Below are 1558 nucleotides of genomic sequence, written 5' to 3' on the forward strand. Positions count from 1 at the left end.
ACAAATGACACTATTGTATGGTGAAGAATATCAACCGAAAGTATAGTGGCTCAGTTGTCAAGACAAAAATCTAAGATTTTTATAATGAACTGATATAGTGGACAAGTTACAAGGAACATGTGGAGAACAGTGGAGCACTCCCCCAGATTCAATATATGCTAAGCTACATATGGCATCAACATTGCCGGATAGTAGCATTCAGCCGGTGTTTGGTAATCAAGTGCAGAATGGCGCCGCTCAAAGTTGTAGATGTGGATATACTGTCCGATAGCAGCTCTTGCTTCCCTGATGTTGTTGTACTGTGTCAGATAGGCTTCCTCATACTTGAAGCTGCGGAACCAGCGTTCAATCATGATGTTGTCTGCCCAGCGACTTTTTCCATCCATACTCTGACGGATGCCGTTTTCCTTTACAAAGTCAATGTATTGCTGACTTGTAAACTGACAACCCTGATCTGAATTCAGGATTTGAGGTTTTGCCACTTTGAAAGCTTTTTTCAGGGCACTGATAACCATTCTGGTATCAAGTGTGTCATCCACTTCCCAGCCGACAATACAACGGCTATACCAGTCGATCACGGCTGTCAGATACAGAAATCCGCGCTTGATCGGGATATATGTAATGTCAATAGACCATGCTTGATTTGGCTTGTCTATGACCGCATTACGAAGAAGATATGGACATACTTTCGCCTGCTGCATTCGCTTGGAAAGATTCATCTTTGGATAGATCGGGTAAATATCCATCTCATTCATGTAGCGTCTTGCCTTGCGGCGCCCAACCTGGTAACCACGGGCTTTTAACTGTGCAGACATTTGTCTTGCGCCCCAAGTGGGATTATCTGTATGGAGATGATCAATGATCTCTTTGCAGGCCAGTTCCTCATCTGAAATAGGGGTGCCCGTGTAATAAATGCTTGTACGGTTGATGTCAAGCAACCTGGCACCAACGGAAGCCGGAATTTCCTTAGTCGTCAAAAGGTTTTGGACTAAACTTACTCTCGTAGTCAGGTCCACAAATTTCTTCAGATTTTTTTTTGAGCCAGTCAACCTGCATGGTTAACTGACCAACCTTTTTGGCATACTCCGCTTTCTCTTTTCGCTCTTCGGCAAGCTTTTCTTTGAGGTTTTCCTCGCGCTTGTCGTCGAACACAACCGAAGCATTGTTCAGGAACTCCTTTTTCCAGTTACGGAGCAGATTTGGTTGGATGCTATTTTCAGCTGCCAGGGTATTGAGATCTTTCTCACCCTTAAGCAGCTCAATTACAAGGTTTGATTTGAATTTGGCACTAAAACTTCTTCTCTGTCTGGACATGATAATGGCTCCTTTCTTACATACTGGTTTAAGTATATCAGATTCATTAAAATCTGTCCGAAAAAGTGTCTTAATTTATGAGACCATTATAAAGAACCGCAGGAAGGGCAACATACTTGGAGCCTGAATAATACGCATTATTACATCAATTTATCTTGTGATGATGAGAAATTAAGCATTACTTGGATGTACACATAATAAAGCAGTCACTATAAAGCCCTGTCTCTTATACACATCTACATCT

General features: G+C 42.2%; 2 protein-coding genes. Both read right to left on the minus strand.

Features of this window, described 5'->3' with window-relative positions:
• Positions 1-158: 158 nt before the first annotated feature.
• The gene (locus tag CBW42_RS14260) at positions 159-1016 is read right to left on the minus strand and encodes an IS3 family transposase (protein ID WP_242969904.1); all 858 of its coding nucleotides are present in this window, start codon (positions 1014-1016) and stop codon (positions 159-161) included.
• Positions 967-1314 (minus strand): transposase, encoded by a 348-nt coding sequence (locus CBW42_RS15120; protein ID WP_242969783.1) that lies wholly within the window; start codon positions 1312-1314, stop codon positions 967-969. Before CBW42_RS15120 ends, CBW42_RS14260 begins: the two co-directional genes overlap by 50 nt.
• Between the last annotated feature and the right edge of the window lie 244 nt (positions 1315-1558).

The sequence above is a fragment of the Butyricicoccus porcorum genome (assembly GCF_002157465.1).
Classification (GTDB): domain Bacteria; phylum Bacillota; class Clostridia; order Oscillospirales; family Butyricicoccaceae; genus Butyricicoccus_A; species Butyricicoccus_A porcorum.

Bases quoted from the DNA above. Each gene is read 5' to 3' on its own strand.
- CBW42_RS15120 (WP_242969783.1), bottom strand. From the start codon at position 1,314: ATGTCCAGACAGAGAAGAAGTTTTAGTGCCAAATTCAAATCAAACCTT.